Genomic DNA, 25,811 nt, shown 5'->3' with positions numbered 1-25,811 from the left:
CGCGCACTCGGTGAAGACCCGCGAAGAAACCCGGGAAAAATCCTCTCAAGGAGACCAAGGAGCAACCATGACCAACCCGTTCGACGACGAGGACGGCTCGTTCTACGTTCTGGTGAACGACGAGGGACAGCACTCCCTGTGGCCCGCTTTCGCGGACGTCGCGGACGGCTGGACCGTCGTGCACGGCGAGGCGGACCGGCAGTCCTGCCTCGACTACGTCGAGGAGAACTGGACCGACATGCGTCCCAAGAGCTTGATCCGCGCCATGGGGGAGTGATTCCTCACCGCCCCGACCGTCCATACCGTTGCGTCGCCCGCCGCCCTCGGCGCGACCGCACAATCGGCGGCTTCCACCCGGGTGTGGATGCCGCCGGTCATGCCGACACCATCAGCCGAGATCCGAACCGAGGCATCTCATGCAGCGCACCTTGATGAATGGCAAGATCCACCGTGCCACCGTGACCCGAGCCGACCTGCACTACGTCGGCTCGCTGACGATCGACTCCGACCTGATGAAGGCGGCGGACATCGTGGAGAACGAGAAGGTCCAGGTCGTCGACATCACCAACGGCGCCCGGCTGGAGACCTACGCGATCGCGGGCGAACCCGGCTCCGGCGTGATCGGCGTCAACGGTGCGGCCGCGCACCTGGTGCTCCCCGGGGATCTGGTCATCATCATCACCTACGCCCAGCTCCACCAGTCCGAACTGCACAGCCACCAGGCGAAAGTGGTGCACGTGGACGGTGCTAACAGGCAAGTCCATCAGGGACATGACCCGGCCGAGCCGGTGCCCGGCGCACCTGCGCAACTGCCAGGCCGGTAGTGAACGGGGAGCTGGGGGCCCACCCCCCCCCCCGAGGTGAACATCCATGACCATCATCACGTCACCGCAGGAGCTGTTCGGCTCCGATCTGTACGTCGATCTGCGCCCGCTGCTGGGACGCAGGCTCTATGTGAAGTGCGAGGGGCTCAATTTCGGTGGCTCGATCAAGATGAAGGCGGCCGCCTCCATGGTCGCCGCAGCCGAACGTGCCGCCCTGATCACCGAGGACACCACGCTCATCGAATCCTCGTCCGGGAATCTCGGTGTGGCCCTCAGCGCTATCGCGGCGAGCAAGGGCCTCCACTTCACCTGTGTCACGGACCGCCGGTGCAATCAGCTCACCGCCGCCACCATGCGGGCCCTGGGCACCACCGTCCTCAGGGTCGACGAGCCGCACCCCGAGGGCGGCTTCCTCGGAGCGCGACTGGACCTGGTGCGGCGCCTGTGCACCGAGGACAGCCGCTACGTCTGGCTCGACCAATACTCCAACGAGGAGAACTGGAAAGCGCATTACGAGACAACCGCACCGGAGATACTCAAACGCTTCCCCGACGTGGACGTCGTGTTCGTCGGCGTGGGCACCTCCGGTACCGCGATGGGATGTGTGCGCTACTTCCGAGACGCGGGGAGCAGCGCCCGGGTTGTCGCCGTCGACGCCGTGGGGTCGGTGAGCTTCGGCGCCCCGGCGGCGCCCCGGCACATTCCGGGCCTGGGCGCGGGAGTGCGGCCGCCCATGCTCGAATCCGGTCTGTTCGACGACGTGGTCCATGTGCCGGAGAACGACGCCGTCCGCATGTGCCGCACTCTCTCCGCACGCGGAATGCTCTTCGGCGGTTCCACGGGAACCGTCGTCGGCGGGGCCCGCACCTGGCTCGACCGGCACGATGCCGACCGCTCCCTGCAGTCGATCTGCATCTCACCCGACATGGGCGAGCGCTACCTGGAGACGGTCTACGACGACGACTGGGTGGTCGACCACTTCGGCCCGCAAGCCCTCCAGCCGATCCTCTGACTCCTGGAAAGGAGAGTCCGCATGTTCGACTTCGACCTGGTTCCCGGACCCGTGGTCAACGAGATCCTGAACGACGACCGGAGCGGTGTCATGGCTCTCGTGCGGCAGACGTACCTCCAGCACGAGGCCGGCGAGTCGGTGAACCCCGACAGCCACTTCCTCCGCTTCCCGGAGAAGCCGGATGCGCGGATCATCGCGCTGCCTGCGTTCCTCGGCGCGGATGTCCAACTCGCGGGCATCAAGTGGATCTCCAGCTTCCCGGCCAACACCCGCAAATCCGTACCGCGCGCCTCGGCCGTGCTGATCCTCAACGACTACGAGACCGGATATCCCATCGCCTGCCTGGAGGCCGCGCAGATCAGCGCCGCACGTACGGCGGCCTCGGCTGCCGTGGCGGCACAGGCCCTGCGACCCGACGGGTACGAGGGAACCTGCCTCGCGGTCGTCGGTGCTGGCGTCATCGCCCGCACCGTGTGCCGGTACCTGCAAGAAGCTGGCTGCCGCCCCGCCTCCTACCTTGTGCACGACGTGGACGAGACGTCCGGGCAGGCCCTCGTCGACCACCTGCGCGGCGCCCTGGGGGAGAGCGCCGACTTCACCGACGACCTCGGCACGGCACTGAAGGCCGACACGGTGATCTTCGCCACCACGGCGGGCCGTCCCTACGTCCACACCCACTTCAAGCCGGAGCAGGTCGTCCTCAACCTGTCGCTCCGTGACCTCGCACCCGAGGTGATCCTGACAGCGTCCAACGTATTCGACGACGTCGAGCACTGCATGAAGGCCGAAACCTCGCCGCACTTGGCGGAGCAGGCGGCAGGCGGGCGTGACTTCGTGACCGGCACCCTCGCCGGAGTCCTGACGGGCGCCGTGTCCCTGCCGCCGGGCAGGCCGGTGATCTTCTCGCCGTTCGGGCTCGGCATCCTGGACCTCGCCGTCGGCGCGTTCGTCCACCGCCGCGCCCGCAGGGCCGGCACGACCGTCGCCGTGCCGGACTTCTTCGCCGAGACCCGGCGATGGTGACGATCCTCCCCCCGTCCTGGTCATCCGGCGACGCCGGCCGACCGGGAACGGGGGACAGCGGTCCAACGGGCCGATCATTCAGCCCATATCGGGGCGGAGAACGTATGGTTGCCGGGGCAGGGCCTTCACTCGTGCATGAGCTGTTCGAAGCGCAGGTGGTTCGGTCGCCGGACGCCGTCGCGGTGGTCGACAGCGAACAGCGGTTGACCTTCCGTGAGCTGGACTCCCGCGCCGACCGCCTCGCCCGGCACCTGGTCCGCCACGGCGTCGGACCGGACATCCTGGTCGGCCTGTGTGCGGAGCGCGGAGCCGACGCGGTCGTGGGTCTCCTGGGCGTACTCAAGGCCGGCGGAGCCTACGTGCCTCTCGATCCGGCCCACCCCCGGGAGCGGCTGCGCCGGACGGCCGAGGACGCGGGGCTCCGGCTCGTCGTGACCGGAGACCGCCTCATCGACCGCCTCCCGCCCGGCCTCGCATACGTCGGTTTGGACGACCCGTTCCGCCCGGACGACCGGTCCCGGACGGGGCAGGACGATCTCCGGGAGCCGACGCAGCCCGCGCTTGCGGCCTCCGATTCCCTCGCCTACCTCATGTACACCTCCGGCTCCACGGGAAGCCCCAAGGGCGTGCTCGTGACGCACCGCAACCTGATCAGCCTCTGGCACGCCTGGGACCGGCTGTACGGGCTCACCGACGCGCCGCTGCGGCTGGTCTCGGTCACAGGCCTCGCCGTCGACCTGTTCTTCGCCGACCTGCTGCGTTCCGTCTTCTCCGGCGGAACGATCGTCATCGCCTCCCAGGAAGTGATCACCGATCCGCCCCGGCTGTTCGACCTCGTGGAACACAGCCGCGGCACCGCCGTCGAACTGCTGCCGAGCCTCGCCAAGGCGCTGGCGCGGGAGGCGGTCGCCAGGGAAACCACGCTGCCGCCGCTGCGCCTCGTGTCGGTCGGGTCGGAGGGATGGCTCACGCAGGACTGCCGGGAACTGCTGGACGTCGTGGCGCCCGGGACCACGGTGGTCAACGCTTACGGCACGACCGAGACCGCGGTGGACTCCTGCGTCCTGCCCCTGACCCCGGACGTCCTCGACGACTCGGCGACGGTGCCTCTGGGCCAAGCCGTCCCCGGTACCGCCGTCCATGTCCTGGACGAGATGCTGCGGCCTGTCCCCGAGGGCTCAACCGGTGAACTGTGCCTCGCCGGGCCGGGCCTCGCCCGCGGTTACCATCGTCGAGCGGGCACGACCTCTCTCAGGTTCGTGGCCAACCCCTTCGGCGCCGCCGGTGAACGCCTGTACCGGACCGGGGACCTGGTGCGGCGGAGGGCCGACGGGCATCTCGACTTCCTGGGCCGTACGGATGGCCAGGTCAAGATCCGGGGCCACCGCCTGGAGACCGCCGAGGTCGAGAACGCCCTCGTCGGCCACCCGGGCGTGCTGGCCGCGGCCGTCACCGCGGAGGAGGACGGCGTCGGCCGTCGCCGACTGGTGGGGTACGTGGTGACCGAACACGGCGCGCCGCCCGACGCCGACCGGCTGCGCGCCCGGCTCGCCGAGCAGCTGCCGGAACACATGGTGCCGCCGGTCTTCGTGGGCCTGGCCCGACTGCCGCAGCTGCCCAACGGGAAGATCGACCGGCGCGCCCTGCCGAGCCGGCCGGGCCCGCGGCCCGGCCCGGCCGGATTCGTCGCGCCACGTACCGACCGCGAGCGCAAGCTGGCCGACGTCTGGTCCGAGGTGCTCGGCGTGGAGCGGATCGGGGTGCACGACGACTTCTTCCGAACGCTGGGCGGTGACTCGGTGCTCGCCATGCAGGTGACGTCCCGGGCCCGGGACGTCCTCGGCAGCCAGCTGCCCCCCGGCGCGCTGTTCCGGGCACCCACCGTCGCGGCCCTGGCTGAGATGGCTCCCCTCGCCGCTGCCCCCGCACCCGCCCCCGAACATCCCTCCCAGGACCACGCCCCGCCCGACGAGACGGTTCGGCTGCCCCCGTCCTTCGCGCAGCAACGTCTCTGGTTCCTGCACCAGTACGAGCCCGGCCCCGCCTACCACGTCAGCCTGGCGCTCCGGCTCACCGGCCCCCTGGACCCCGGCGCGCTGGAGGAAGCACTGAACCGGCTCGTCGCCCGTCACGAAGGGCTGCGCACCACCTTCGACAACGACGCGGGACGCTGTGTCCAGGTCATCCACTCGTCGGCCCGGATACCACTCGCACACACCGACCTCAGCAGCCTCCCGCATCCCGAACGCCGCACGGAGACGGCCCGGTTGCAGCGCGATGACCTCTCCCGCCCCTTCGACCTCGCGATGTTCCCCCTGCTCCGACCCCACCTCATCAGGCTCGGCCCCACCGAGCACCTGCTGACCCTCACAGCGCACCACATCATCACCGACGACTGGTCGTACGAGGTGATGGCCGCCGAGCTCGGGACCTACTACTCATTCGCCGCGGCCGGCCGCCCGCCCGTCCTCCCCGCGCTGTCTTCCCGCTACCGTGACTACGCCGCCCGGCAACGCCACCGCCTCTCCGAAGGCCTCGCCGAGCATCAGCTGACCTACTGGCGTGCTCAGTTGGGTGCCGTGTCCCCGTTCGAGCTGCCCTGTGACCGCCCCCGGACCGGGCGCAGCGGGCCGGGCGCCAGGGTCCGGCGCACGATTTCCCCGCACCTGCGTGACCGCCTCCAGCTGCTCGGCCGTGCGCACGGCGCCACGCTGTTCGCCACGCTCCTGGCAGCCTGCACGGTGGTACTGGCGCAGCGTGCGGGCCGGGAGGATGTCGCCGTCGGGACCGTCGTGTCGGGACGCGACGACGTGGCGTACGAGGGACTGGTCGGATTCTTCATCAACACCGTGGTGCTGCGCAGTACGGTCGACGGGCGGCGGACGTTCGCCGAGTTGCTCGACCGTGTGCGGGACGTGGTCGCCGAGGCCCTTGACCACGCGGAACTACCCTTCGACAGGCTGGTCGACGAGCTGGCGCCGGAGCGCCGGACAGGCCAGGACCCGCTGGTCCAGGTCATGGTGGTGATGGCCAACACCCCTTCGCTCCGCCAGGAGTTCGCAGGACTCACCGTCGCCGAGGCCGATGTCCCCGTGGTTGCCGCGGACTTCGACCTCAGCGTGGAGTTTCGCGAGACGACGGACGGGCTGCAAGCCGACTTCGTGTACCGCACCGACCTGTTCGGCGCGCCTACCGTCGAGGGGCTGGCAACCGCGTGGGCGGAACTGCTGCCCCGTGTCGTCGCGGACGCACACCGGCCGCTGCGGGAGCTGCCGCGGCCGGCCGGGCCCGAGCGGGAGCTGATCGCCGCCCGGCAGGACGGCGGACCCGCGCGGGACGGGCGCTGCGTCCACGAGGTGTTCGCCGAGCAGGCGGCCCGCTCGCCCGGCTCCCTCGCCGTCGTGCACGGCGACGAGCACCTCACCTACGGCGAACTGGAACGCGCCGCGAACCGGTTGGCGCATCATCTCGTGGCTCACGGCGTCGGACCGGACGTGGTCGTCGGCCTGTTCCTGGACCGCGGTCCCGACCTCGTCGTGGCCGTCCTCGCCGTCCTCAAGGCCGGCGGCGCTTTCCTGCCCCTGGACCCCGGCCAGCCCCCGAACCGGTCGGCCGCTTTGATCACCGACGCGGGACCGCGCCTTCTCGTGTCGACCCGCGACCGGGCGGCACTGCTGCCGGACGGCGCCCAACCCGTCGTATGCCCCGACCGGGGCGAGGAGCGCACCGCGATCGCAGGGCGCCCGGCCACCGCACCACCCGGCACGGCGCTGCCGCAGCACCTCGCCTACGTCGTCTACACCTCTGGTTCCACCGGGCGGCCCAAGGGCGTGCAGATCCCGCACTCCGGCCTGGCCAACCTCGCCGCCGACAGCCGGGACACCCTCGGCCTGGGGCCGGGCGCCCGGATGCTCCAGCACCTCTCCTTCGCCTTCGACGGTGGCATCTGGCAGATCCTCATGCCGCTGCTGACGGGGGCGACCGTCTGCTTCAGCCTGCCCGGCGAGCGGATCGATCCGGATGCCCTGACCCACCGCGTCCGCGACGACGGGGTGACGCACCTCATGCTGCCGCCCGCCCTCCTCGGCACCCTGGACCCCACGGCGCTGCCGGACACCGTGCGCGTGTACTCGGCGGCCGACGTGTGCCCGGTACCGACGGCGCGCGCCTGGGCGGCCCGGCACCCCTTCGCCAACCTTTACGGGCCCACGGAGACCACGATGTGCTCCACCGCTCACCCCGTGCCGCGCGGAGCGGGGCACGCCGTGGACGGCCCGGACGGCGTGCCGATCGGCACACCCGTCGCGGGTGTCCGCCACTACGTCCTGGACCGATGGCTACGCCCCGTCCCGGCCGGAGCCCCGGGCGAACTCCACATCGCAGGGGCCGGACTGGCACGCGCCTACCAGCGGCGGCCCGGCGAGACCGCGGCACGGTTCACTGCCGACCCGTTCGGCCCATCGGGCAGCCGGATGTACCGCACCGGCGACCTGGTGCGCTTGCGCGCCGACGGAACTCTGGCCTACCTCGGCCGCAGCGACGACCAGGTCAAGATCCGTGGCTACCGCGTCGAGCCGGCCGAGGCGGCGGCTGCCCTGTGCGGCCACCCCGACATCGCCGACGCGCACGTGGTGGCATGGCCGGACGGCGCGGGCGACCTGCGGCTCGTCGCCTACGTGGTGCCCCGCCCCGGACGGGCCGCACCCACCGGCTCAGCCCTGCGCCGCCTGCTCGGCCGGTCCCTGCCGACCGCCCTGGTGCCCTCCGCCTATCTGGCCCTGTCCGCCCTGCCGTTGAACCCCAGCGGCAAGGTCGACCGCCGGGCCCTGCCCCGGCACGAGCCCGAGCCCGAGACGGCGTACACGGCGCCGAAGACCTCAGTGCAGCGGACGCTCGCGGCCGTCTGGGCGGCGGCCCTCGGCATCGAACGCGTGGGCCTCGAAGACAACTTCTTCGACCTGGGCGGCGACTCCATGACCAGCGTGCGACTCGTCGCCGAGGCCCGCGCTGCCGGCCTGGAGGTGACACCGAAGGACGTGTTCAGTCGGCCCACCGTCCGCTCGCTGTCCGAGGTGGCGAGGAGCGTCGCAGCCGCCGGCAGTCGTACCCCGTGCGCCACCCCCGTGCGTCACGACGAATATCCCCTGACACCCTTGCAGGCCGGGCTGCTCTACCACTCCCTCAGCGGCCGCGACGTCTACGTACGGCGGCTGACCATGACCCTCGCGGGGGTCACCGACAGTGAGGTGCTGGCCCGGGCCTGGCAGCACGTCGTCGACCACGTGCCAGCACTGCGCAGCACCGTGCGAATGCCGGAGCGCGGGCAGCCGGTGCAGAACGTGCACCCCGCGTTCACCCTGCCGGTCGCCCGGCACGACTGGCGCGCACTGCCGCCCGACGCGCAGGACGAGGCACTGGCGGCGCTGGTGGCGCAGGACCGGGCGGCGGACCCCGATCCACGCCAGGCTCCGCCGACGCGACTGGCCATCGCACGCACCCGGGACGACGAGGTCGCTGTCCTGTGGACCACTCACCACCTCTTCGTGGACGGCTGGAGCGTGTCGGAGATCCTGTCCGACGTCTTCGCCGCCTACGGAGCCCTGGCTGACAACCGCACTCCCGCCGTCACCCCGCGCAGACCGTTTGCCGACTACGTGGCATGGTTGCGCGGCCGCGACGCGTCCGGCAGCCGCGCCCACTGGCAGGCCGAACTGGACGCAAGCGACACACCGACCCCGTTGCCGTACGGGCGCTACCCCGCGCCGGCCGGGCGGACGGGACCGCATGCCGAGCACACCGTCGCGCTACCGCTGCCGCAGCACGAGCGGCTGCGCGCCTTCGCCCGTAGGCACCGGCTGACCGTCAACACCCTGGTACAGGCGGCATGGGCGCTGCTGCTGTCCCGGCACGGCGGCACCGACGACGTGGTGTTCGGCGCCACGGTCTCCACCCGCGGGGCCGATCTGGAGGACGCCGGGACCATCATCGGCCTGCTGGTCAACACCCTTCCGGTGCGGGTCCGCGTCGACGAGCGCGCCGGCCTCCTCCACTGGCTCCACCGCCTCCAGGACCGGCAGGTAGAGGCCCGGCGGCACGACACCCTTCCCCTGTCCGAACTGCCCGCCACCGACGGGACGGGGCGGGGAACCGGCCTGTTCAGCACGGCGGTCGCCTTCGACAACATCCCCCACGACCCGGCCGCCGTGACCGGCGCCGGAGTGCGTGTCGTAAGCCTCGACACCGACAATGCCACCAACTACCCGCTGTCCCTGCTCGTCCACACCGGCGGCGACCTGGTGCTCCGGCTCGGCTACGACACCGCGGTGTTCACGGCCGACGACATCGCGCGACTCGCCACCGAAGTGCTCACCGCGCTGCGGGAGTTGCCGGACCTTGCTTCCGACGCGCCGGTGGCCGCGCTGTCCCCGCTCCGCGAGGCCGACCCGCAGCGTGACGTCGGCGACGCGTCGACGCCACCTCCGGCCTGCGTACCCGGCCTGTTCGCGGCCCAAGCCGCACGCACCCCGGACGCGACCGCCGTACGGCACACCGATGGCGACGCGGCGCAGACTCTCACCTATGCGGAACTGGAGACGCGCGCCAACCGGTTGGCCCACCACCTGGCCGGGCACGGCACCGGACCCGAGACGCTCGTCGCCGTCGCCTTGCCCCGCGGGGCGGACCGGATCGTCGCCCTGCTCGCCGTTCTCAAGGCCGGCGCGGCGTTTTTGCCGCTCGACCCCGGACACCCCGGCGAACGGCTGGCCTGGATGCTCACGGACTCCGGCGCCGCGCTCCTGCTGACCGGTACCGGCCAGGACGCCCCGTGGCGGCCGGGGGCGGTCCCCGCTCTCGCGCTCGACTCCGCACGCATTCGCCTCGGCAGAGGTCCGGCCACCCCGCCGGAGGTTCCGGTACGGCCGGACAACACCGCGTACACGATCTACACCTCCGGATCCACCGGCCGACCCAAGGCGGTGGACGTCACCCACCGCGGAGTGACCGGCATGCTGGCGGCCGTGCGCGGCACCGGGGCCACGGGCCCCGGCCACAGCGTCCTGCAGTTCGCGTCCCTCGGCTTCGACGCCGCCTTCTGGGAGATGTGCGCGGCGCTGCTCACCGGCGCCACTCTCGTCCTGGCCCCGGCCGACCGGCTGCGGCCCGGCCCGGGGCTCGCCGAGACTCTCGCCCGGGAAGGCATCACGCACATAACGCTGCCACCCGCGGTCCTGGGGGTTCTGCCCGCGGACCGGGTGCCGCGCGGGACGGCGATCGTCGCCGCCGGCGAGCACCTGCCCGCCGGCCTCGCCGCCCGGCTGGCCGCGCGGCACACGCTGTTCAACGCCTACGGGCCGACAGAGAGCACCGTGTGCGCGACCGTCACCGGACCCCTGGACGGCCCTGGCGAGCCGCCGATCGGCTCCCCCGTCCCCGGCACGCGCGTCTACGTCCTGGACACCGCGCTGCGCCCGGTGCCGCCCGGTGCTGCCGGGGAGCTGTACCTGGCGGGCGCCGGACTGGCCCGCGGCTACCGAGGGCGACCAGGGGCGACCGCGGAGAGGTTCACCGCCTGCCCGTACGGTCCCCGCGGCGCGCGCATGTACCGAACCGGCGACCGTGTGCGCCGCCGACCCGAAGGGGGCCTGCAGTTCCTGGGCCGCGCCGACGACCAGATCAAAGTGCGCGGCTTCCGGGTGGAGCCGGCCGAGGTCGAGGCCGCGCTCATCGCCCACCCGGCGGTGACACAGGCCGCCGTCACCGCCGACGGGACCGGGCACCGGCGGCGCCTGACGGCCCATCTGGTACCGGCATCCCCGGCCGACGGGACCGATGCGGCCCTCGCGTCCGTCCGCCGGGAGCTGGCGCGGCGGTTGCCGGACCACCTCGTGCCCGCGATGTTCCTGGTACACGACAGCCTGCCGCTCACGGCCAACGGCAAGGTCGACCGGCGTGCCCTGAGCGACGCTCCCCACCGCGCGGCCCCGGCGGGCCGCGGACCACGCGGAGTCACCGAGCGGTTCGTCGCCGCACAGTGGGCGCGGCTCATCGGGCGGGACACCGTGGGAGCGCAGGAGAAGTTCTTCGAGGCCGGCGGCACGTCGCTGACGCTAATGGAGCTGGCGGCACGCCTGGACTCCGCGGGGCGGGAGGAGATCTCCGTCGCCGACCTCCTCGAACACTCCACCGTCGAGGAGATGGCGCGCCTCCTCGACGACCGGGGCGGCCCGGTGCCGGGTGCCGCGCCGCCCATCGGCGCCGACGGTGGGCCGGGGACAGTACCCGATGGCCCCGGCGACTGGGAACTGTGATGCGGGGGAACACGATGGACAACGAACCTGTGGCGATCATCGGTGTGGCGTTGGTGCTGCCCGGCGCGCACGATCTGGCCGCGTTGCACGAGAACCTGCGCGCCGGCCGGGTCGCCGTGGCGCCTCCGGGCGCCGACCGGGTCCGGTTCGCCGGCGGCGACCCGGGCACCGCGTACGCCTCCGGCGCCTACGTGGACCGTATCGACCTCTTCGACCACGCGTTCTTCGGACTCGCGCGCCGGGAAGCGGAGCTGATGGACCCGCATCAGCGGCTCACCCTGCAGCTGGTCCACCGGGCCGTCGAGAACGCCTGCCACGCGCCCGGGGAGTTGCGAGGCTCCCGCACCGCAGTGGTCCTCAGCGCCCCCGACCCCGGGTACGCGCAACTGGTACCCGATGACGACCCGCAACGGATCCTCGGCACGCTGCCGTCGGCGACCGCCGCCCGTGTCGCCTACCTCCTCGACCTGGCCGGCCCCGGCCTGGTCGTGGACACCGCGTGCAGCGGCAGCCTGGCCGCCGTGGCCCTCGCCGTGCAGCAGCTGCGCGCGGGTCAGGCCGAGCTGGCGATCGCCGGCGGAGTGAGCCTGCAGACCGTACTGCGTCCCCGCAGCGGCCACGACCCGCTGCCGGGAATCGAATCACCCGACGCGGTGTGCCGCCCCTTCGACACCGCCGCGAACGGCACGGTCGGCGGCGAGGGCGGCGGGATCCTCGTCCTCAAGCCGCTGTCCCGCGCCGTCGCGGACCGGGACCACATCCACGCCGTGCTGCGCGGTGTCGCCGTCAACCACAACGGCTACCGCGCGACCGGCATGAGCGCACCGAGCCGGGATGCCCAGGCCGAGGTGATCGGCGCGGCGTGGCAGGATGCGGGCGTCCCCGTCACCACCGCCGGATACGTCGAATGCCACGGGTCGGGAACGCCGCTGGGCGACGCGGTCGAGGCGGCCGGACTGCGCCGGGTGCTGGAGGAGGCGGGCGCGGCGGGGGAACCGCTGCCGATCGGCGCGGTCAAGGGAAACGTGGGCCATCTCGACCACGCGGCGGGCATGGCGGGCCTGTTCAAAGTCCTCGCGGGCCTGCGCCACACCACGCTCTACCCGACCCCCCACTTCACCGAGCCGCATCCCTTGCTCGGGGCGGGCAGCCCGCTGTGCGTCAACGACACGGTCCGGCACTGGCCCGAGCGCCGAGAGGGCGAGCCGCGCCGCGCGGGGATCAGCTCGTTCGGCCTGACCGGGACCAATGTGCACGTGGTCGTGGAGGAAGCACGGCCAGGGCAGGAACCGGGGGCAGCGGCGGGAGAGCGGCCCGCCGCGGCGGCCGGAGTCGAGTCCGGGGTACGGGCCGGTGCGTCGGCCGGGGGACCGGGGGCCTGTCAGCTCGTCGTCGTCTCCGCTGTCACCCCCGCGGCGCTCGACCGCTGCCTCGCGCAGGTGGGCGACTTCGCCGCGCGCACCCCGCATGCGCTCGCCGAGGTGGCCCATGCCCTCAACCGCGGCCGGGACCATCACCGCCATCGCGTCGGCGTGGTCGCCCGTGACACCGCGGAGCTGGCCGATGCCCTGCGCACGGCGACGGTGCCGACGGAACCGTCCCCCACCGCGCCACCGCTCGTCCTGCTCTGCTCCGGAGACGCCTCCGTCGCCGGGCTCGACGAGGAGACATGGCGCCTGCTGAGCGCCGAGTTCCCCGTACTCACCGAGGGCGACACCGCGGGGGCGGCCCGGGCGGAGGGCGTGACGCTGCTGGTCCGCCAGTACGGCCTGAACCGGCTCGCCCACTCGCTCGGACTCGACACCGGCCGACTCGTCGGCTCCGGTCCTGGGAACCTCGCCGTCCAGGTCGCCCGCGGGCGACTGTCGCCGGGCGCGGCGCGTGAGCAGGCGGCGGCCATGACGCTCACCGACCGGGTCGACGAGGAGGGACTGCTGCGCGCGGTACGGGGCTTCGCCCAGCAGGGTGCCGTTCTCGTCGAACTGGGTGGTGACGGTGTACTGTCCCGGCGTGTCCGGGAGCTGGCGCCGGAGTTGCCCGTCGTACCGCTGCCCACCGACGACGGCCGCCGCGGCGTACTGCGCGCACTCGGCCGACTGTACGAACTCGGCGTCGCCGTCGACTGGAACCGCGCCTACGACGGTACGGCCGTCGGACGCGTCGAGGTGCCCACGTATCCGTTCGAGCCGGTCTCCTGCTGGTACGGAACGCAGCCGGACCCGGTGCGGGAGCCGGACCCGGAAGTGTCCGCGGCACCCGCCGGACAGGACACCGAACGCGCCGTGGCGGAGATCTGGCACAGTGTTCTTGACGCGCCCGGTATCGGCCCCGACGCCAACTACTTCGACCTCGGCGGCACCTCCATCGCGGGCATCACACTGCTCCGCGAGGCGCAGGCGCGCTTCGGCGCCCGGATCACCTTCGCCGACCTCTACCGCAATCCCACGGTCCGGCAGCTCGCCGCCCTCATCGACCGGAAGCGGCGTTCCGCCCAGCCGGGCGAGGCGGCCCCGGCGCAGGCGGACGGGCCCGGCTGGACCATTACGGCGGCCCCCCGCAAAGACCGCGCCCCCCTCTCCCACAACCAGGAACAGCTCTGGTACCTGGACCGACTGCTCCCGCCCGGCCCCCTCTACAACATCCCCGGACGGCTGCGCTACCGCGGGCAGCTGGACGCCGACGCCCTGGGTGCCGCGCTGCACGACGTGACGACGCGTCACGAGGTGCTGCGCACCAGGGTCCTGACCGAGGACGGCCTGCCCTGCGCGACCTTCGACGCGCCACTGCCCGACCTGATCCGTGTCGACCTCCGTGACCGGCTCCCGGCGGAGCGGGAGCGTGCCGTGCGCCGGCTCGCCGACGTCGAGGCCCGAACCCCGTTCCACCTGGGCACCGGACCGCTGCTGCGGACGACGTTGGTCGCCCTGGCCGAGGACGACCACGTGCTGCTGTGCACCTGGCATCACATCGTCTTCGACGGCTGGTCGCCCGCCGTGTTCTTCCGCGATCTCGCCGAGTACTACGCCGCGCACCGCGAGGGCAAGCCCGCCGAGCTGCGCGCACTCCCCGTCCAGTACGGCGACTTCGCCGTCTGGCAACGCGAGCGCCTGGCCGGCGGGCACCTTGCGGCCGGGCTGCGGTTCTGGCGTGCGGAACTCGCCGACCTCCAGCCCGGGGAACTCCCGCTCGATCGCCCGCGCCCGCCCGTCCCTTCGTATGCCGGCGACCTGCTGGAGTTCAGCCTCGACCAGCGAAACGCCCGGCGGATACGGGAGTTCTGCCGGAGCGAAGGGGTGACCACGTTCGTCACCATGCTCGCCGCCGTCAACGCCCTGCTGCATCTGTGGGCCGGGCACCGGGATGTGATCGTCGGAGCCGCGACCAGCGGGCGCGGCAGCCCCGCCTCACACGCCCTTGTCGGCTACTTCAACAACGTACTGCCATTCCGCACACCGGTGGACGGCCACCGTACGTTCCGCGAACTGGTGCGGCGCACCGCGGACACCGTGACCGGCGTCCTGGACCACGAGGAGGTGCCGTTCGGAAGGATCGTCGCCGATCTGAACCCGGGGCGCGACCCGTCCCGGCACCCCCTGTACACGGTCTGCTACACCCACCAGAACACGGCACCGCACACCGCGGAGCTGACCGGACTCACCGTCGTGCCCGAGACCGGTTCCGTGGCCGGCATCGCCCCCGGCACCTCCAAGGTCGACCTCACTCTGGGCATCAGCGACGAGACGGACGGCCCCATGCCCGGCTATCTGGAGTACGCCGTCGACCTGTTCGACCGCACCACCATGGAGGAGCTCGCCGACCGCTTCCTGACATTGGTCGTCGCCGCCGTGGCGGACCCGGACCGGCCCCTGACCGAACTCGTCGGCCCGCGTGCCGTGTCCCCCGCACAGGAGCTGCCACGAGCTTCCCTCGTCACCGACGCCGTCAGACGGTTCGCCGCCCGGCATCCGCAGCGGCCCGCCGTCGTGCACGGCGGCACGGTCTGCGGCTACGGCGAACTCGACCGGCTCTCCGAGCGGCTCGCCGATCGGCTGAGGGCCGCAGGGGTCGGGCCGGACACCGTGGTGCCGGTCCTCGCACCCCGCGGCGTGGGACTGGTGGTGGGCTGGCTCGGCGTGCTCAAAGTGGGCGGGGCCTTCGCCCCGCTCGACCCGGCGGCACCGCTCTCCCGGCTCGCTGCTCTCCTCGCGGACCTCGACTGCCGCGTCCTCGTCGGCACGACCGACCTCACGGCACCACACGCGCAGGGCCGCACCGTCGTGACGCCGCTTCCCGCCGACCCGGCAACGGAGCGAGTGGACATCCCGGACGCCGACTCGGGAACCGACCGGGAAACCGACCCGAAGACCGGCCCGGAGACTGCCCCCGAGCCCGGCCCTGAGCCCGCCGCCGCAGCAGCGCCGACCGCGGCCCCCCACACGGGCCAACTCGCCTATGTGGCCTTCACGTCCGGCTCCACCGGGGCGCCGCACGGCTGCGCCGTCGGGCACGGCGCGCTGGCGAACCTGCTGAGCTGGTTCGGGCAGCACACCGGGCTGCGCCCCGGTGACCGGATGGCCCAGGCCTTCGCCCCCGGTTTCGACGGCTCGGTCCTGGAGATCCTGGCCGCCCTCGCGCACGGCGTGTCCCTGCACCTGACGGAAGACACCCTGCAGACACCCGCCGCCCTGCTGCGCCGGTTCGCGGCTGAGGGGATCGCCGTCGCCTGCCTGCCCACACCGCTGGCCGAACTCGTCCTCGACGAAGCGCCGGACGTCCCGGGTCTCGCGCTGCGCGTGCTGGCCACGGGCGGTGACCGGCTGCGGGTCCGGCCGCCCGAGGGCGCGTCCTTCCGGCTCCTGAACATGTACGGGCCCACGGAATGCGCGGTGGTGGGCACCTGCGAGGAGGTGAAGCCGAACCCGGCCGGGACGCTGCCCGGCATCGGCGACCCGATCACGGGCGCCGAGGTGTACGTCCTCGGCCCCGATCTCCAGCCGGTCCCGCCGGGCCGGGCGGGGGAACTGTACCTGGGCGGTGCCGCCGTCGGCCGTGGCTACCACGCCCTGCCCGGCCTGACCGCCACGCGGTTCGTGGTGGACCCCCGCTCCGCCGTGCCCGGTACCCGGATGTACCGCACCGGAGACGTGGTCCGGACACGTCCCGACGGCACCCTCGACTTCCTGGGGCGCGCCGACGATCAGGTGGAGATCCGCGGCCACCGGATCGAGCCGGCGGAGGTCGAGCGGGCGCTGCTCCAGCACCCTCGGGTGCAGGAGGCCGTCGTAGTGGCGCAGCGGCTCGCGAGCGGCGCGACGCGGCTGGTCGCGCATGTCGCCGGGGAGCCGCCGCCGACTGAGGCGGACCTGCTCGCCCGGCTCGCACGACGGCTGCCCGCCGTCATGGTCCCCGATCGGGTGGTCACCCACCGGCGGCTCCCCAGAACCGCCAACGGCAAGCTCGCCCGTGCCGCCCTGGCCGACGCCACGGCAGCCGCCCCGACGTCCGGCACGGACCGGCCCGGCGGCTACCCGACCACCCTCCCCGGCATGCCAGCCGACCCCGGCAGAGAGGCCGACATGGTCCCACCGACCCCGTCTTCACCCGACGCCAACGAAAACGCCGAGCGCATCCTCGCCCGGATCTGGACGGAACTGCTCGGCCGACCGGTCGGGCCCGAGGACGACTTCTTCGCCTCCGGCGGCGACTCGGTGCTCAGCGTCGCCGTCGCCTCCCGTGCCGAGCGCGCCGGACTCACGCTCACCCCGCACGACCTCCTGACCAGTCCGACACTGCGCGAACTCGCCGCCCGGGCAGCGAGCACCACGGCCGGCGCCGTACCTGATGCCACAACCGGTGGCGCACCCGGCGCGGACACACCTTTCGAGGCCACCCCGGCGGGGCCGATCGCGCTCACCCCTCTGATGCACGCGGTGCTGGAGAAGGCCCCGGACCACGGCCGCGACATGGTGGTGGCGGAGGTCCTGGAGACCGCCCCCGGTATCCGCGGCGACGCGGTGGCCGCCGCGCTGGCGCGGCTGGTGGAGCTGCACGAACCGCTCCGCTACCGGCTGAGGACCAACGCCCTCGGCCACCGCCTCGTCCGCACGGCCGCGGAGACGTCCACCGCCGTCGACATGAAGGCCCTGCCCCTGTTCGACGACCACGCCGTTGCGGCCGTCCTGGAGGCGGACAAGACCGAACTCGCCGCGGCCGTGGACCCCGTGCGGGGCACCCTGCTGCGCGCCCGCTTCTACGACCGCGGCCCGCGACGCACCGGCATCCTTCTGCTGGCCGTGCATCACTTCGCTTACGACCATGTCTCGGCGGTACCACTGCTGGAGGAGCTGAACTCCGCGCTGCGCGACCCCGAAGGCCCTGCGGCGCACGCTGCGGGCACCGGCGTACGACGACAGGCGTGGCGGCACTGGACCGCCCACCTGCGCCGGATGGCGCAGTCCGACGAACTCTCCGGCGAGAGCGGGTACTGGAGAGCCGTTCTTGAGAACGGCCGCGGCGCCGGAACCCTGCCGGACCGGCCGACCGGACCGTGCACCGGCACAGCCGTACTGCGCCGGACCCTGCCTTCGGACCAGGTGGCCGCCGCGCTCACCGTATCCGGACCGGGCGGCCAGGAGGCGGCTGCCGCCGCCGTGGCCAGCGCCTGGAGCCGGTGGCGCGGACAGCCGGACGCCCTGGTGCTGACCGTCGGCGCGGGCACCCCCAACGCCTACCGTCCGGACGACCGCTCCTCTGCCCTCGGCTGGTTCACCAGCGCCCATCCGGTGCTGCTGCCGGTCCGGCCGGAGCAGCACACCGCCGCCGCCGTGCCGACCGTCGCCGAGATCCTGCGCTCCGTGCCCAACGACGGCGTGGGCTACGGAATCTTGCGTCACCTGAGCCCGGACACACCCGCCACGTCCGCGCTGCGCGCCCTGCCGGAGCCCGAGATACTCGTCGAGCACACCGCGACCGGCGGTGACGAGCTTCGGCTGGCAACGGACCCCGTGTGGATCCGTTCCGGACCACTGGTCCTGGAGCAGAACGCACTCCTGTCGTATGTGCCCGTCGTGGTCACCAGCGCGATCGCCGAGGGCGCCCTGGAGATCCACCTCGTGCACGACGACCGGCTCGACACGGAGCGGATGGGTGCCCTGGCCGACTGTCTCGCCGACGCCTTCGCCGAACTCGCGGGGCAGCGCTGACATGGCCGCCCCGCTGGCCGTCCGCGCCGCCGCCTGGCACCTGCCGCAGCGGCACATCGACGTCGCCGCCCTCCCCGAACTGGCTGCCCTCGACCCGGCGCGACGCACGACCTGCCTCGCCCTGGGCATCGACCGGATCAGCGCCGACGACGGCCTCGACGAGGTGGACCTCGCGCTGGACGCCGCCCGGCAGGCGCTCGCCGAGTCAGGCGTGGCCGCCGGGGAACTCGGCGCGCTGGTGGTGATCGAGTCCCGCGCCCCACGGCAGCTGATGGCTTCCGACGCCACCCGGTTGCAGGACCTGCTCGGCGCCCACCGTGCCCTGACCTTCTCGGTAGGCGGTCTCGGCTGTGTGTCGATCACCCCGGCCCTGCTGACCGCCCGCGGCCTGCTGGCCGCCGACCACGATCTGGAGCATGTTCTCGTCGTGCACGGCAGCAAGCCCGCGACGCCGACCCGCTACCGGCACCCGGTGACCGTCAACGGCGACGCGGGCCAGGCGGTGCTGCTGGCCCGCACCGGCCCGGTCCGGGTCCTCGACGTCCTGCAGGAGACCAACGGCGCGTACTGGGACCTGTTCCATGTCCCGTTCCGGGACCGGCCCGTCGCCGAGTGGCGTGAGGAGTGCCGGGACACCACCATGTACTCCTTCCGCCTCGCCCTGGAGACCCGCGCCCGACTGGGAGTCATGCTGAGCCGGCTGCTGGACCGCAACGGCCTGCGCCGCGAGGACGTACGCGGATTCGCGAGCCAGAACCTCTCGGCCGCAGGCCTCGCATTCGTCGAGGAGGCGCTGGACGTGAGCATGCTGCCCGCCTGCCGCGACAACCTGCGCCGCTACGGGCACCTCGGGCCGGCCGACGTCCTGCTCAACCTCCACACCGCACTGCGCCGCGGGGAGGTGCCCGACGGCGGACCCGTCGTCCTGATCAACGTGAGCCCGGTAGCCGCCTGGAGCCTGCTCCTGGTCGCGACCGGAGAGGACCACGACCACACCTACCAGCTGTAGATTCCGGGAGACCTTCATGGCAACAGCGACCGAGGACGTCCTGGGCTTCTTCACCGATGCGTCGGGCAGTCCGGTCGGGCTCGACGACGACTACTTCGCCGACGGCCGCGCCAACTCGTTCTTCGCGTTCGAACTCGTCATCTTCGTCGAACACCGCTTCCAGCTGACCGTCGAGGCCGAGGACCTCGATGTCGGGAACTTCCGTACTGCCGCGGGTGTCCTCGCCTTCGTCCGTGGCAGGACAGGTGCCCCGGACCGCCTTTCGACGTCCGACGGGACGGCGCCCCGTGCCGCGCCACGCCTACTGCAACGGTGATTGCCTTGAGGATTGGCAGGCTGGTCGCTGGTCCGGTCTTGGACGGGGAGGTTGCTGACGTCAGGGTGCGCGACGGTGATCTGGACTCTGTGCACGAGCGGTTCGTGACTCTCGCCGCTGGCGACCACGCCTGCCTCCTGGAGCGCCTCTACCGACACGGGTCGGGTACCGGCCCGCTCCAGGGCTCGCGGTCGGTCAGGACATGGGCCATGAGTAGCTCCTGCTCGGCGCCTGACGCTCTCGGGGCCCGTCGAGAGCGCAGGCCAGCCTGACGACGGTGACGACCCACCGCTCTGCGCAGCCCCCGTCCGCTGACGTTGCCGTCAACTACTGCCGTCAGACCGCGCTGAAGCCCCGCCAGGACATACCTGACGGGGTTTCAAATTCGCACCTGCGCGAGGGATCTATCGCCCCCAGGCGGACGCACGGAACCGCCGCACCTGAGAGGTGCTCGTCGACCACTCAGAGATGCGGTTTCCATCCTCGTCGACCGACGATCGAGCCTCTACGTACCGCCCCGGCTCCTGCGGGTTGAACCGTTCGTGGAGTTCGTCCAGGAAGATGATCGAGTTCTGCACGTAGACCTCTTCCCCGTCTCGATACATCGGCCAACAGGAGATGAAATTACTGGCCGCCGGATCGGTAATTGAGGCGATGAGGCAGGAGGTCGAATTCTCGGCCTCTTCTAGCTTCCTCAGCGCACCATCCCAGCTTCGGCGGTAGTCATCCACCGTCCAGAAACTCAGGTCCATCAGAAACGTCTCCGTGAACTCGCCGATCCTGATCCTGCCGACTGCCTTGGAGGGCAGCGAACTCGTACCCTCTGAGGTCGGGTAATCGATCACCTCGATCACGAAGTCTTCATTCCTTGAGGTAGTTGAGATCTGGGTCATAGGTTCCGATCCGTTGTCCCTTGCGATTGAACATCTTCCAGCCATCCGACACGTTATGCCCGTCAACATCAGGCGTGATGTAGTTCTTCCCATTGGAGAAGACCACCTGGCCGTGTGAATTGAACGGGGCCTTTTGCGCGGGAATTCTCGTTCTGTATCCCAGAGCCCCGGCCCGATCCCCTACGGTTCCCGCGTACAGCTCTCGGTTCTGCTTACTCCGTGCAGCCACCGAGTCCGGATGGTACGGATCACCCTTGAGCGCAGGGGAAGAGGTGTATCCCTCTGGAAGATCGCAGTTGCTGTTGTGAACGAGTACCGGCGTCGTGCCCGCCAGCACATAGTACGTGTGCTCGCCGGGCGGGCGTCACCTGCATTTTCGCTGGTCAGCGAATTCTGGCCTGTCCGTGGGCGTGCATGGAAGTGCCGTGCTGTGCGCCTCTGTTGCCGTCGGCGTTGCCGTCAGACGGCTACGCACGTGAGGGCGGTGGAGTGGGCTTTGGCCGGTGTCCTGCCCGGGTTGGGGTCGGGCATGGTCAGGGGGCCGTACGCTGGCCCGGCAACTCGGGCAGGCTTTGGACCTGCCCGGAATTTGAACGAGTGGCCCCCTGGCCATGCCCGACGCGGGCCCCGGCCCGGGGAGGTGGGTAAAGCCCACGGAGCCGACCGGCCCCACCCCCGGGCCTACGCCCCGGCCAACTCCCCGCCGTCGCTTCACCGTCGGCCTGGCGCTCGCCGTGCTGGCGCGTCCGGCTTTCTCCGCGCTTCCGTTCGTCCGCTGTGCTGTCTTTGCGCGGCCTGGTCGCTGGCCGGCCCGCGGTGGCGGAGCCGAGAGCGGGCCGGGTGGGCGGCCGTGCCGCGCGCGACCAGCGTCAGCGGGTCGCCTTGAAGACGTAGAGAAAGTTTGGACGCATCCTGCTTCGGCGGTACGCCGTGGTCGGTGGCCGGGCGTCCGGCTGGGCTACTGGCCTGGTGCGTTGGTCTGCGAGTTGTGGGTCCTGTTCCGGATGACGGTGGTGGTTCTACTCGGCTCGGGTGACCTTGGCGTGGTCGGTGACGACGCGTCTGAAGAGGTCGTGACCGGTGCGTCCGGTGTGGCGGAGTGCCCAGTCCTGTGCGGCTTCCTGCTCGGCGTGGGGTCCGGATTCGGCTTCGCAGTTGGCAGCGGTGCAGAACGCCTCGTAGGTGATGCCGCCTTCGGGTGCGTGGCGGATGGTGTGGGTGACGTGCCGGTAGACGGTGCGGGGGCTCACTGGTGGCCCTCCGGGTGGCGTCGCATGTAGACGTTGCAGTCGCCGACGGTGGTCATGTCGCCGACCGTGCGGGCCCGGTCACGTACGTTGGCCAGCTCCGCGCACCCCGCACAGCCCTCAACGGGTACCGGCTCCAGCTCCAGGCGCAAGGGGAGTTCAACTGGCGGGGTCGAGTACCTGGTCGGCTCCGTCACTGCACATCGCCACCTCTCGAACGTCACATGGCCGACCTCTTGACAGGTCGGTGCTCTAGTTCAGTATTCGAGTGGCCGAAGCACTCCCGCTACGGTTCGCAGTGCACTAGTGTGCTTTCACTGACATCACGTCAACTCAACGGAGGGGCAAGCCTTATGCCCAGTCCCAAGACGTTCACGAAGATCGCGGATCACTTCCGGGAGCGCATCCTGTCGGGAGAGCTTGAGCCGGGCGCCAAGCTGCCGACGAACCGGGAGATCGCCGGGCAGTGGCAGGCCGCGGCCGCCACCGTCTCCCGCGCCTTGCAGGCTCTCCAGGTGGAGAACTTCATCCGCACCACCCCGCGCGGCACCTACGTCGCCGACGACCCGCGCTGGACGCTGTCGGCACGTGACCGGCTGGCCAGGGTCCAGCGGGTGAAATCGTTCCTGGCCGAGGGTGAGACGAGTCGGGTGACGGCTGCCGAGCTGATCACCCCGCCGCTGTATGTGGCGGAGATCTTCGACCTGGAGGCCGGGGACCAGGTGGTGCGGCGCGAGTGGTTGGCCGGACGGGGCAAGACCCGGACCGTGTTCGCGGTGACCTGGTACCCGGCCCCGTTCGCCGCCCTCGTACCGGACCTGCTGAACACCGCCCCCGGCCGCAACCACGGACTGTCCGCCCGGGTACTGGAAGCCACCGGGCGCACGATCACCCACGCCCGCGACGACATGCACGCCCGCCCCGCCGACGCCCGAGAGGCCAGCGCGCTCGGCTTGCCGGTCGGCTCCCCGATCCTGGCCGGCGCCCACCGATGGTCGGACGCGGAAGGGATCATCGAGTACGGGGAGTGGTGCCTGCCTCCCCGGTTCACCATCGGCTACGAGTACCAGCCCTGACCGATCCACGCGAAGCGTCCCCGAAAGCCTACCTGCGGCCTTCGGGGACGCCGTCGTTCACGCGCCCGTCTCAGTGGCGTGGCGGCCTTCGAGGCGTTCGACGCGCTCCTCCAGCTCCTCGATCCGCTCCAGGGCCCGTTCCAGCTTGTAGGCCAGATCCGCTACTCCGGCCGCCGCCGGGAACTCCTTCTGCGGAGCAGCCGACGCTTCGTCCGACTCGGCTACCGGCTGCACCGCTACCGGTACCTCCGTGCCGAACTCGCCTCCCACGACGACATACGCCATCGACCCGTTCCGCTGGTGGGCCTTCTTCATCCTGCCCTCCAGGGTGAGGAAGGTCAGGGCCTGGTCTGCGGATTCCGGGTCGCCGCCGATCGTGTCGACCACGTCGTCCACGGTGACCCTGGCTCCCCTGGCCAGTGATCCGTCCCGGATCTTGCGTACCAGGCGGCCGTGGATGAGCTGGGTGGCGAAGCCGTGGTCATCCCAGTCGCGTACGTAGACCTCGTCGCCGGGCAACTCGCCGGGGTAGCGCAGGAGGGAGTTGCCCGCCAGCAGAGAGATGGCGTTGGTGACGACGTTGAGCGGCACCGCGTAGTGCTCCGCCAGGACCTCGCGGGCGGGCAGCCTGGCCCCGGGCGCCAGGGTGCCGGTGTAGATCTGCTGCTGGAGGTCGCCGGCGACCTTTTCGAAGGCGTCCTCGAAGTCGGCTGAGCGCGTGACGAAAGTGCCGCGCCCCTGGCGGGCGATGACCCAGCCCTCGTTCCTGAGGAGCCGGATCGCCTTCTGCACGGTCAGGCTGGATGCCTTGTAGGTCTGCATGAGCTGGCTCTGCGTCGGCAGGAGCTGGCCTGGACGTAGTTCGCCGTCCCGGATCTGCTGCCGCAGGTCGTCCGCGATGCGCTCGAACGTCAAGCGCGCTTCGTCAGCAGCAGCCATGTCCATCCCTGGTCCGATTCCGATTTCATCCGCCGCGGGCCGCCCGCTGCCTGTCGTGTTTCACCAGCTCAGCGGCCTCACGGGGCCAGGGTAGCCGCCGGATGGATGGACCATGGCAAGAACGGATGGAACTCAATAGGGATGGACTTCGGATGGAATGAATGTATGGTTGCGGCACGCGATCACCCACACGGGTGACTCGCACCCCTCTACCTGGAGGTTTGCCGTGAAGACCATGCCCATCGACCAGTCACAGGCCCTGATAATCCTGGCCTCCGAGTCCCGGCCGCACTTCAAGGACCGCGAAGGCCAGCAGCCCGCGATCGACCGGGCCACCGGCGCCCACCTGCACCTGGTGGACGTGATGTTCGCCTTCAACAGCCGCGCCGAAGTGATCACCGTGAAAGTCCCCGAGCCGGGTCTCGGCAAGGGCCTGAAGGTCGGCATGCCGGTCGTCTTCACCGGACTTGTCGCGTCGGCCTGGGAGAACGAGATCAACGGCAAGGACCGGCACGGCATCTCCCTGCGCGCCGACGCCGTCACCGCCAAGGCGGGCGCATGACGACCGGCAATCGCCTTGGGCTCGCGCTTCTCGTCGTCGCCGTGCTGGTCGCGCTTGGGCTGCTGGGCTGGGCCGGGTACTGCTTCGCCCGTTGGTACCGGGCCGATGCCGAGACCCGGGCCAGTCTGAGGCAGGCGCGGCGGATGCGGTGGGGCTGGAAGCGGCTCGCCCCGATGCTCGGCCTGGCAGTCAAGGACGCCACCCCGACCGTGCTCCAGCAGTACGGCCCCCAGGAACAACCGACCAAGCCGCGTGTGCTGGTTCCGCACCTGCGCACCCGCGCCGACGCCTTCGGCGTCACCGCCATCGCCGATGCCCTGCCACAGGTCGGGCTCAGCGCCTGGCAGGACGCCAACGAGGGCCTGTGCGACGCCTGGGGCATGCGCCGCATCCGGATCAGCCAGCCCAAGCCCGGATTGATCGTCGCGCGCGGCTTTCGCCGTGAGCCGCTGGAGACGGTGATCCGCTCACCACTCCTCGGCCCCGACGGCTCCCCCGTCTGCCGACCGGGTCAGTTCGTCTCCACCGATGACGTGCTGCTCGGCTGGGACGAGGACGGCACCCCCATCGTGCTCAACCTCGCCTACTCCGCCCACGCCCTCGTCGTCGGCCTCACCCGCTCCGGCAAATCGATCACCGTCAACACCCTCCTCGCCTACGCCTCGCTCATGCGAGATGTGCGGCTGATCGTGATCGACCCCAACCTCGGTGCGGTCGCGCCCTGGTGGCGTACCGCCTACAAGGTCTCCGACGCCATCCACCCCGACGAGCCGACCGAGATCCTGCGCTGGGTGCGCGAGGAGATGCAGCGCCGCGAGCGGCTGTTCTGGTCCGGCCGTACCGACCGCATCACCGACTTCAGCCCCGAACTGCCGCTGCTGCTCGTGGTGATCGACGAGGTGGCGAACTACACCCGCCACCCGGACCGCAAGGCCCGCGAACGCTTCGAGGCCGAACTGCTAGCCATCGCCAGCCAGGGCGCCAAGTTCGGCATACGGCTGTGGCTCCTCACCCAGAAGCCCTCCGCCGACGTGCTCACCACCGCCGTGCGCACCAACCTGTCCGCCCGGATCTGCCACCGCGTCGACACCGTCGAGGACTCCCTGCACCTCTTCCCCGACGGCCGGGAACTGGACATCACCGCCGCCGACCGCACCATGCCCCAGGGCGTCTCCATCGCCTCCGTCGGCGACATGCGAACCCCCGTCCGGCTGCGCTCGGTCTACCTGCCCACCGAAGCCTGCTGGCAGATCAACGACCTCATGTGCGCCGAAGGGCTCAAGGTCCGCGACCTGCCCGACCACATCGACCTGAACAAGGCCGCGTGACCGCCGCCTCCTGGTCCTGCTTCGCAGTGATCCCCGGCAAGGGCGTGTAGTCGCCAAACCCTCGCCCCTGC

The 25,811-nt window shown here is 71.4% G+C and carries 15 protein-coding genes and 1 pseudogene; 11 read left to right on the top strand and 5 right to left on the bottom strand.

Annotation, left to right across the window (positions count from 1 at the left end; all coding sequences use genetic code 11):
• Positions 1–67: 67 nt before the first annotated feature.
• The 8 genes from OG711_RS01605 (at position 68) to OG711_RS01570 (ending at position 19,695) form a co-directional block, all read left to right on the top strand.
• Positions 68–277, top strand: a complete 210-nt coding sequence (locus tag OG711_RS01605; RefSeq protein ID WP_073792445.1) for an MbtH family protein — start codon at positions 68–70, stop codon at positions 275–277.
• A 139-nt stretch (positions 278–416) separates the two neighbouring features.
• Positions 417–824, top strand: coding sequence for an aspartate 1-decarboxylase (gene panD, locus OG711_RS01600; protein ID WP_073792446.1), 408 nt, complete (start codon positions 417–419; stop codon positions 822–824).
• A 46-nt stretch (positions 825–870) separates the two neighbouring features.
• Complete coding sequence (gene sbnA / locus OG711_RS01595; protein ID WP_073792447.1) at positions 871–1,836, top strand: 2,3-diaminopropionate biosynthesis protein SbnA; 966 nt, start codon at positions 871–873, stop codon at positions 1,834–1,836.
• Positions 1,837–1,857: 21 nt separating this feature from the next.
• Entirely contained in the window at positions 1,858–2,859 is a 1,002-nt protein-coding gene (sbnB, locus tag OG711_RS01590) for a 2,3-diaminopropionate biosynthesis protein SbnB (protein ID WP_266504431.1), read from the top strand.
• A gap of 131 nt (positions 2,860–2,990) precedes the next feature.
• On the top strand, positions 2,991–11,168 hold the full coding sequence (locus OG711_RS01585; RefSeq protein WP_329558123.1) for a non-ribosomal peptide synthetase: 8,178 nt from the start codon (positions 2,991–2,993) through the stop codon (positions 11,166–11,168).
• A gap of 14 nt (positions 11,169–11,182) precedes the next feature.
• Positions 11,183–18,370 (top strand): non-ribosomal peptide synthetase, encoded by a 7,188-nt coding sequence (locus OG711_RS01580; protein WP_329558122.1) that lies wholly within the window; start codon positions 11,183–11,185, stop codon positions 18,368–18,370.
• A gap of 1 nt (position 18,371) precedes the next feature.
• Positions 18,372–19,379: a 3-oxoacyl-[acyl-carrier-protein] synthase III C-terminal domain-containing protein gene (locus tag OG711_RS01575; protein WP_073792451.1), complete on the top strand. Its 1,008-nt coding sequence runs from the start codon at positions 18,372–18,374 to the stop codon at positions 19,377–19,379.
• 16 nt (positions 19,380–19,395) lie between these two features.
• Positions 19,396–19,695 carry an acyl carrier protein gene (locus tag OG711_RS01570; RefSeq protein ID WP_073792452.1) on the top strand — a complete coding sequence of 100 codons (300 nt, stop codon included), beginning with the start codon at positions 19,396–19,398 and terminating at the stop codon, positions 19,693–19,695.
• A 404-nt stretch (positions 19,696–20,099) separates the two neighbouring features.
• Here OG711_RS01570 and OG711_RS01565 read toward each other — a convergent pair whose 3' ends face one another.
• The 4 genes and pseudogenes from OG711_RS01565 to OG711_RS01550 form a co-directional block, all read right to left on the bottom strand.
• The gene (locus OG711_RS01565; RefSeq protein WP_245876905.1) at positions 20,100–20,549 is read right to left on the bottom strand and encodes a hypothetical protein; all 450 of its coding nucleotides are present in this window, start codon (positions 20,547–20,549) and stop codon (positions 20,100–20,102) included.
• A gap of 7 nt (positions 20,550–20,556) precedes the next feature.
• Positions 20,557–20,940: pseudogene (locus OG711_RS01560) on the bottom strand (toxin C-terminal domain-containing protein); the annotation flags it as partial.
• Between the two features lie 667 nt (positions 20,941–21,607).
• Complete coding sequence (locus tag OG711_RS01555) at positions 21,608–21,838, bottom strand: DUF7848 domain-containing protein (RefSeq protein ID WP_329558120.1); 231 nt, start codon at positions 21,836–21,838, stop codon at positions 21,608–21,610.
• Positions 21,835–22,032, bottom strand: coding sequence for a hypothetical protein (locus tag OG711_RS01550; RefSeq protein WP_329558119.1), 198 nt, complete (start codon positions 22,030–22,032; stop codon positions 21,835–21,837). The genes OG711_RS01555 and OG711_RS01550 overlap by 4 nt, the downstream gene beginning before the upstream one ends.
• A gap of 156 nt (positions 22,033–22,188) precedes the next feature.
• On the opposite strand from OG711_RS01550, the gene OG711_RS01545 reads away from it, so the two are divergent.
• The gene (locus tag OG711_RS01545; RefSeq protein WP_019761424.1) at positions 22,189–22,911 is read left to right on the top strand and encodes a GntR family transcriptional regulator; all 723 of its coding nucleotides are present in this window, start codon (positions 22,189–22,191) and stop codon (positions 22,909–22,911) included.
• A 57-nt stretch (positions 22,912–22,968) separates the two neighbouring features.
• Here the strand turns inward: OG711_RS01545 and OG711_RS01540 are convergent, their stop codons facing one another.
• The gene (locus OG711_RS01540) at positions 22,969–23,850 is read right to left on the bottom strand and encodes a GntR family transcriptional regulator (RefSeq protein WP_329558118.1); all 882 of its coding nucleotides are present in this window, start codon (positions 23,848–23,850) and stop codon (positions 22,969–22,971) included.
• A gap of 235 nt (positions 23,851–24,085) precedes the next feature.
• Here OG711_RS01540 and OG711_RS01535 point away from each other — a divergent pair, with 235 nt between their 5' ends.
• A complete protein-coding gene (locus OG711_RS01535; RefSeq protein WP_329563559.1) occupies positions 24,086–24,412 on the top strand; it encodes an SCO3933 family regulatory protein in 327 nt (108 codons plus the stop codon).
• On the top strand, positions 24,409–25,740 hold the full coding sequence (locus OG711_RS01530) for an FtsK/SpoIIIE domain-containing protein (RefSeq protein WP_329558117.1): 1,332 nt from the start codon (positions 24,409–24,411) through the stop codon (positions 25,738–25,740). The genes OG711_RS01535 and OG711_RS01530 overlap by 4 nt, the downstream gene beginning before the upstream one ends.
• Positions 25,741–25,811: the final 71 nt, after the last annotated feature.

The sequence above is a fragment of the Streptomyces uncialis genome, from assembly GCF_036250755.1.
GTDB classification, from domain to species: Bacteria; Actinomycetota; Actinomycetes; order Streptomycetales; family Streptomycetaceae; genus Streptomyces; species Streptomyces uncialis.
The sequence above is the reverse complement of the archived record's forward strand: the minus strand, read 5'-3'. Positions and strand labels throughout refer to the sequence as shown.